We start from the raw sequence: 7,573 nt of genomic DNA, 5'->3' as shown, positions 1-7,573 counted from the left end.
GGTCGAGGCCACGGCCACGCTGCCCAGCATCGTCTATACCGATCATCGGCCGGTGACCCGGGCTGATCCCGCGGTGGTCCTGACGTTCCGGGCGATGCCAAGCGGTCCGGACGGGGTGTCGGTGCGACCGTCACCATCCGGGGCGGCTCCTGCCTCGGGCTGGATGCCGGCGATCGATCCGGACGCGGTGCACGTCCAACCGACCGCCTACGAACGGGCGTTCCGGGCGATCCTGGCCACCGACGCGTTCCGTGTGCACGGGCCATCGCTCGTCTACGGGCTGGCGTACTGCGACCCTGCCGCCGTCATCGCTGCCGCCGATGGGATCGTCGCCCAGTGGAGCCAGCGGACGTAATGACCACCCACGCGGCTACGGCTGGTAACCTAAGACTGGGTCACCGGCCGTTTGCATCACTGCGGGTACGAACAGCGGTGCTGTGCGGGCGGCTGCGGCGGCAGTCCGGCGGCACGATCTGGTGTCGCGGACGGTTGGCCCTGGCGGTAGACGTGCCGCGTGCCTCTGGCGGGGTCGGGCCGTGCGTGGCGCTGCACCGTTGACCAGATGCGCTCTCAGTGTGATCTTGTCACGGACCTCTGGCTGAGCTGATCTCCTCCGTCGGTTGGGCAGGCTACGCCCTACCCCGGGTGGGGGGTTCCGGGGTAGCCCTTCGGGTGTCCGGCCGGCGGAGGCGATCAGCGGACCTGCGCACCTCCTCCTCCCCTCCGGAGAGAGGGCCGGGTCGGGGGCGGAGCCCACGGGAAAACCCCCGCGACGACCGGCAGCCGCCAGGCCGGGTCCGGAGAGGGACTGCGACGCGAGCGGGACGGCCAGGATCGTGCGGATCGTCGGCGGCAAGGGCGGATACGGTGATAAGGACGGTCACAGGCAGATGGCGGGGGACGCGACGCGCCGACGCGCCGGGCGGGTGGCGGGCGACGCGCCGAGCCCCCAGGCGCGACGCGCGGCGGGCGTGGTGCGGACCACGTGGCGGCCGAAGGCTGCCCTTGAAACCGTAAAGAAAATTGGCGACGAGTCATTTTGTGTATCATTCGGTTACGGATTGTAAGATTGCATCGCTGAGTCTTCTCCATGGCGCGTTGCGTTCGCAATCGACCGTGGATTTGATCTCGACGACTGTGAGCTGTGTGTTCTATGGTATGGAGGTTGATGGTTTGGTCCGCGCGGTGGTATGAGGTGACGAATGGTGGTGGACTTGCCCGAAGGTCTAAGGCCGGGCGACCGCATCCGGCTTTTACGTGAGTCGCGGGGCATGTCGCGGCCTGTACTGGCGGGCCTCTGCGGACGTGGCCCTGACCGGCTCAAGAAGATTGAGTCCGGCGAGCGTGAGATTCGTAGTCACGTGTTGCTCGTTCGACTAGCCGCCGCGTTGCAAGTAAAAGATCTTTCGTTGCTAACAGGACCGGTCGACCTAGTACAGTCAGTCGATATTGGGAAACTGAGCCATCCAACTGTCCCTCGAATCTGGGCGACTATTATGTCTCGGCCCTTCGCAGCTAACTTTGAGACACGACAAGGAGCAGGGGAACTACAGGGTCGTGTCGCTGCGGCGTGGACGCTTTGGCATACGTCAGGTAGGAATCGTTCAGAGGTCGGAGCCCTGCTCCCAGATCTGCTCAACGCGACGGAGGCCGCGGTACGACAGAGCGAAGGTAAGGAACGACGGCGTGCGTTGGTGGTGCTGTGCGACGTGTATCGACTCGTGCAGCAGACAACGGCCTTCATCGCGCCAGCAGAGATGGCATGGGTAGTGGCCGACCGGGCCATAGCAGCAGCGCAGGAAGCGGATGACCCGACGGCGCTCGCGGCGGCGGCGTGGAACTGGGCAAATATTCTGCGCTCGGCTGTCTATCCTGAGGAGGCACTTAAGGTTGTGACAGATGCTGCCGCATTACTTCAGCCGTTCATCGCGGCCGGCACTGATAACAGCCGGGCAATATATGGCGCTCTCCAACTTCACGCGGCAGTAACCGCAGCCCGGGAGGGCCTAGAGGGGGATGCTTGGCGATTCTGGGATAAAGCCGATGAGATCGCTAAAAAGTTGCCTAATGGGTATGTTGAATCTACAACTGTCTTTAGTCGTGCAAATGTTGACTTTCACGCCGTGTCGGTTGCAACTGAGCTCCGGACAGCAGGTAAGGCACTAGCTTTTGTCGATAAACTTGATCCCGATTCTATGCCCTCGAAAGAGCGTCGATCGCGGCTCTGGGTTGAGGTAGCGCGGGGATATCTCCAGCGCGGTGAGCACATTTCTGCCTTGCACGTGTTAAAGATTGCTTACTCGATTTCACCAGAGACAGTGATCTATACTCCAGCAGCCCGTCACGCGACGACGGAGGTCTGGCTTCGGTCGCCTCGTGGACTGCGCGGTGAGGCCGCGGAGCTAGGACGGGAGATCGGCGTCACTCTAGGATAGGGACAGAGTCGATAGTAGGGACAGTCTGTCCCCCTTGAGTCTGCATTATCGCCTTACGCTGCTCCAGCGGCTCCGGACGGGCTGAGTGCGTCTCCCCGTCCGGCGCTGCGGTCGAAACCGGGCTCAGGGCGTGCAACCGTCTGGGCTCGTGCGAGCGGGTCGGCCCCGGGCGGAAGTTGCGTTCGTCCGTTCGGCGTCGGCCTATTGGCGGGGCAGACGGAAGGGAGGAATGATCGTGGACGGTTTGGCCACGCTGTACGCGCTGGTTCAGTTCGACGGTGACGAAAAATGGGCAGTCTCGGGAGTGCTGCTCGCCTTTGAGAGCGTGACCGCTGCCGATCGACATGCCCGGACAGCTGGGATCGGTGATTATGCGGTGGGGCCTGTCAGCTTCACCGAAAGCACTGCTGCTCCGGCGGTTCGCTGGCACGACGGCGCGAGACAGTGAACGGAAATGATCTGTATCCCTGGAAATGTCAAGGATCTTTACCAGAGGTACAGGACAATCCCAGGGCGTGTGCGCCAACCCTTGATCCACGTTTGCTCGTGGTGTTGGCATTACGACCGGAACCACTGTTACGTGCCGGTTATTGGGTAACAGAAGGTGAGGCACTGGCGTTCCTCGAGGGACAGCGTGCTGCATTGGATGCAGTTCATTCGATCCTGGTAGGAACGCGGCAACCGCGACACCGATAGCGTTCGGTCGTGCGGTCCGAAGTTGACGGCGCCGAGATATGACTGTCATAGAAGCTTGGACAGCACGAAGATACGCGGGGAAAGGAGCGTGAGGCGGTCGTCCATCTGGTCGACGCGATGAACAGAAGGTATACCTGTGGAATAGTGACCTAGCCGCCTTTTGAACCTGACCTGTTCGACACGCTCATCTTATGAAAGGTTGGAGAAATGGAAATTCCGATTGTCGATGAAAAAGAAAATGATCAGATCGATCCGTCGCTGTTGATCGTGCATGTCGGTGACGCCTGCACGCTAACGCTGGGCCAGGGAAAGGGAAGCGCAGAGGACAAGCGACGGGCCTACAACTGACCTGAGCTGCGTGTGCGGCTGGTAATCCAATTGTTGGGATGGCCAGCCGCACGCGGGCACGAGGAAGGTGGATTTAGTGCGTTGGTTCGGTGGATTCAGCGGGGGGTGCCTTGCGCCTCGGTCACCGGTCGGTGGACGGAGGGTTTGGACTTCTATTCGAGATTGTTGGTTGATCGGAAAATGGGATACGGATAATGTACAGATCGTACAGAATGACCGTGGCAACGTGGCGGTTATCGGACTGTGCGAAATTCCGGGTGACGATTTGGCGCGGTTGGCGATTGGTTGCATTCCTGATGATGTGGCGTGGCGATGGTCTGGCTGCTATACGGTTATCCAGATTACCGACGATGGGACGACGGTCTGGACCGATCTTGGCGGTGCTTGGCCGATCTACTATGTCGCCGCTGATGATGGGCTGTACTGGTCCTCCAGCGCCCGTGCGTTGGCCGCATTAACGAACCAACGACCAGATCTAGACCGGTTAGCAGCATGGTTAACAGCTCCGTATGTCCCTGCGCTGCTCACCAGGAGGTCTGCGTTTGCCGGTGTTGAGCTTGCGGAAGCCGGATACCGGATGTCCTTCCCGAGAAGCGGCAGACCTAGAAGGCAGCGCATGTGGTGGCCGGCATCGACGAATGGTGACCCTGCGGTCCGGCTTCGCACCGAACTGTCTGCCGCTGTTGCGGTTCGGGTTGGCTCGGCGTCTGCGCCAACCGTGGACTTATCGGGGGGCTTCGACTCAACAGCGCTTGCATTGCTGGCAGCCGAAATCCTGGCTCCGGACCGGAAAATAACCGGGGTAACGGTACACCCTGAGGGGATTACCCTGGGGGGCGACATGATGTATGCGCGAGAAGCCGCTCAGCACCCCGGAATCGTTCATCGATTGATGCCGCTAGGGCCGATGCACGCGCCGTACAGCGCGCTTGGCTCGGTACCAGCTACCGACGAACCGGCCCCGTCCACCATTGCACACGCCCGATTTGCCGGCCAACTTCAATGGATGCGGGAAGAGTTCGGGTCGGATTGCCACATGACTGGGGATGGTGGCGACAGCTTGTTGTGCTCACCCCCGATTATTCTCGCCGATATGGTGAGCACGCGTCGATACCATCGTGCACTGATCGAAACAATCTGGTGGGCACGCGTGCGGCGACTACCTGTATGGCCTCTACTGGTGACCGCGTGGTGCAATGCCCGGGTCAATCGGACCGATGCGCTCCGGAAGCTAGCGGATACGCTACAGGTCGGTAAAGTGGGGCGTGAATGGGATGGGGATATTGGTTGGTTCCCGACAGTAGCGGCCCCTCCATGGTCGACACCGGATGCGCGGGATCGGGCTGCCGCCGTTGCGTATAGGGTTGCCGGCGAATTGACACGTCTCCCGCGTGGAGAGCTCGCTACCTTCGTTACTGCCGAGGCAATGGCAGAAGTTGGGCGGTCCGCACGGTCCGATGTAGAGATGGCCGAATATTATGGAATAAATCTCCAGAATCCATTCATGGATTCGCGCGTCATTCACGGTTATTTGTCAACACCGCTAATTGAGCGTCCCGGTCCAGCTGAATATAAACCAATCTTGAGTCGGGCGCTTTCAGACTTATTCCCAGCGGCATTGATAAGGCGCATCACGAAAGGGGATTTCAATCCTGATCACTACGCCGGGATGCGGCTAAATATTGCTGAGCTTAATAAGCTTGCCGATGGTCACCTAGCGGACATGGGCCTTGTCGACCCTGGAGTCCTAAGACGGGAACTCAACCTGGCGGCATCCGGACTGCCGGTTGCATTCTCGGCCGTGGAACCGGCTGTAGCGGCTGAAGTGTGGCTCCGTGCGCTCAATTCAGCCTCTCCGGTACGATGGCTTGATCATAAAAATAGCCAGGGGGCAGCGTGAAGCGCTATGTCACAGCTCCTGATCATGTCGTGGCATGCGACCTAGGGCACGTCACGGTGCTAGTGGACTACCATACTGGGACAGTGAATACGCTGATCGGTCCGGCTGCCCGATGGTGGGCTGACCTTGCCATATCAGGACGGACGGATGGACCAACGACACTTGATGACCGATCGGCGGGCGTGTTGCTCGATCAACTGGAGTCGGCCGGAATATTGGTCCGTACGTCGGGACCCCTGCCGTGGGCGGCACCAGTGATCGGGCAAACCTGGTTACCGAGCTGGGGTACGCAGGAGATGACGGTCGGGCGGCCGGAACTGCTTCCTGTCCCCTTGCGGTCGATGTTACAAGCGGTTCTTGCACTAGCTTTCATATTGGCTGTGCTGCGATTCGGGCGAGGGCAAGGACGTCTGAATCGAGTTATGCGGCTACTTGGATGGGCCAGTCGGCGAGCCGCGGAACCGGCTGAAGCTGAAGAGGCAGTGCAGGCGATCCACGCGGTACGTAGGGCTGCTCTGCTTCCGGTTGGCCGTGTGGCCTGTCTCGAGGAATCGGCTGCTGTGACGCTAATGCTGGCTGCGGTTGGCCGACGGGTGAGGTGGTGTCATGGGGTGGCGGCAGACCCCGTGCGTCTGCATGCTTGGGTAGTGACCTGCGATGGCGAGACAGTGGTAGAGCCCGTAGGAACCGCACGATTCACCGTGCTACGTACCATCTGAGAAATCGGACGACGGAGGCGAGAACGATTACCACCGAGCAACACAAGCCAATCGTCTGGATTCGTGGCGAGTTGGCCGGTCTCGGACCTTATCGCCGCGATCTTGTGGATCTTTACTGGCGCTGGGAACAGAACCCTGCGGTCATCATCGGCTACGGTCGTCAGACGCCAGAATCCCTGGACGCGCGCAGGGAAGGCTACGAACACCAGGCGCGAGGTACTGATAGCCAAGCCAGATTCACTATTTATGACTTGACGGGTCGGGATCCCGTACCTGTTGGTACCACGGCGCTAATAATCGATCACAATGTGAGAACGGGTGAGTTCATTATCCAGATTGGAGATCAAGAGCATCGATGCAAAGGGCTTGGATCGGAGGCAACCAGACTGACGCTCGACTATGCTTTTCATATTACGAATCTGCGGTGCGTCTATCTGTCTGTATTGGCCCCGAATACTCGTGCCGTCAAGGCCTACGAGCGAGCCGGATTCCGTAAGATTGGCGAACGTCGGCAGTCAGGCTATTGGCTCGGGCAACCCGTGAACGAGGTGTTGATGGATGCGGTGCCGGATGAATTCCCTGGTCCGTCCGCTGTCAAGCAACTAGCTGGCGAAGTATTGTAGCTGGCGACATCACCCGCGACGGCGACCAGGTCCTCCTCCGGCTCGGCGACCCGCCCGTCCCGGTGCCCGAGCCCTTCGCCGCTCTCCTGCTGGCCGCCGCGGCCAACCGGGACAACATGACCACCGCGACGAACCCGAACAGCCGCTGGCTGTTCCCCGGCCGTCGCGCCGGCCAACCCTTGCACCCCGGCAGCCTGCGCGAGCAGATCCGCGCCCTCGGAATCCCGATCCAGGCCGCCCGCACCGCCGCCCTGCGCCAGTTCGTCCTGCAGGCACCCGCCCCGGTCGTCGCTCAGGCCCTCGGCTACCACCCGATCACCACCCAGCGGCACCGCGCCGACGCCAGCGGCACCTGGACCCACTACCCCCCGGCGACCACGGCAGAAAGGAGCCCACACCGCCGGTCGTCACCTGACGATCGGCCTCACCAACAGCGACGATCAGTGAATTCGATCTTGCGAATACAGGTCAGTCGAACACGCGACTCTGCCAGTCTCGACCCCCACCCGACCCCGTTACTTTCGCGCATACCTGGCGGAACGCTGAGACCGCCAGGTGGTCACCGTGTGCCCTATTAGGACGACGACGACAGCCACCGCTACGAGACGGATTACGCTCCATGTCGTCACGGCGACCGATCCTTGCAACGAGGCATCGAATTCGAGCCGCTGCGACGTATCGACGATAGCCACTAGTGGAACCAGCACACGGAAAGGAAGGCCGCGAAGTCCATGATTTCACGCCAGGTTTCCAGCCAAGCCCAAAAGAGGGCCGGCGACGCAAGCAGCTATGCACCAAAACACCGTCATTGACCAGAATTCGTACCAAGAAGTAATCCGTGTTCGCCCGGAA

General features: G+C 60.9%; 7 protein-coding genes and 2 pseudogenes. All 9 read left to right on the top strand.

All coding sequences use genetic code 11. The features are described 5' to 3' along the window. A pseudogene (locus U9980_RS17450) lies at nt 1-355 on the top strand (hypothetical protein); the annotation flags it as partial. A gap of 847 nt (nt 356-1,202) precedes the next feature. Next, nucleotides 1,203-1,391: pseudogene (locus U9980_RS28595) on the top strand (helix-turn-helix domain-containing protein); the annotation flags it as partial. Between the two features lie 318 nt (nt 1,392-1,709). After that, on the top strand, nt 1,710-2,435 hold the full coding sequence (locus tag U9980_RS17445) for a hypothetical protein (RefSeq protein ID WP_322768892.1): 726 nt from the start codon (nt 1,710-1,712) through the stop codon (nt 2,433-2,435). 229 nt (nt 2,436-2,664) lie between these two features. Next, a complete protein-coding gene (locus tag U9980_RS17440) occupies nt 2,665-2,883 on the top strand; it encodes a hypothetical protein (RefSeq protein ID WP_322768891.1) in 219 nt (72 codons plus the stop codon). Nucleotides 2,884-3,338: 455 nt separating this feature from the next. Beyond that, nucleotides 3,339-3,479: an albusnodin family lasso peptide gene (locus U9980_RS17435; protein ID WP_322768890.1), complete on the top strand. Its 141-nt coding sequence runs from the start codon at nt 3,339-3,341 to the stop codon at nt 3,477-3,479. A gap of 67 nt (nt 3,480-3,546) precedes the next feature. Further along, the gene (locus U9980_RS17430) at nt 3,547-5,379 is read left to right on the top strand and encodes an albusnodin/ikarugamycin family macrolactam cyclase (protein WP_322768889.1); all 1,833 of its coding nucleotides are present in this window, start codon (nt 3,547-3,549) and stop codon (nt 5,377-5,379) included. Nucleotides 5,380-5,675: 296 nt separating this feature from the next. Further along, nucleotides 5,676-6,098, top strand: a complete 423-nt coding sequence (locus tag U9980_RS17425) for a lasso peptide biosynthesis B2 protein (protein WP_322768893.1) — start codon at nt 5,676-5,678, stop codon at nt 6,096-6,098. Nucleotides 6,099-6,169: 71 nt separating this feature from the next. Beyond that, the gene (locus U9980_RS17420) at nt 6,170-6,721 is read left to right on the top strand and encodes a GNAT family protein (protein ID WP_322768888.1); all 552 of its coding nucleotides are present in this window, start codon (nt 6,170-6,172) and stop codon (nt 6,719-6,721) included. A 62-nt stretch (nt 6,722-6,783) separates the two neighbouring features. Continuing rightward, on the top strand, nt 6,784-7,299 hold the full coding sequence (locus tag U9980_RS17415; RefSeq protein ID WP_322768887.1) for a hypothetical protein: 516 nt from the start codon (nt 6,784-6,786) through the stop codon (nt 7,297-7,299). The last annotated feature ends 274 nt before the right edge of the window (nt 7,300-7,573 follow it).

This window comes from Protofrankia sp. Cr1 (assembly GCF_963555865.1).
GTDB lineage: Bacteria > Actinomycetota > Actinomycetes > Frankiales > Frankiaceae > Protofrankia.
Note: the sequence above shows the minus strand (reverse complement) of the source record. Positions and strands in the feature narration are given on the sequence as shown.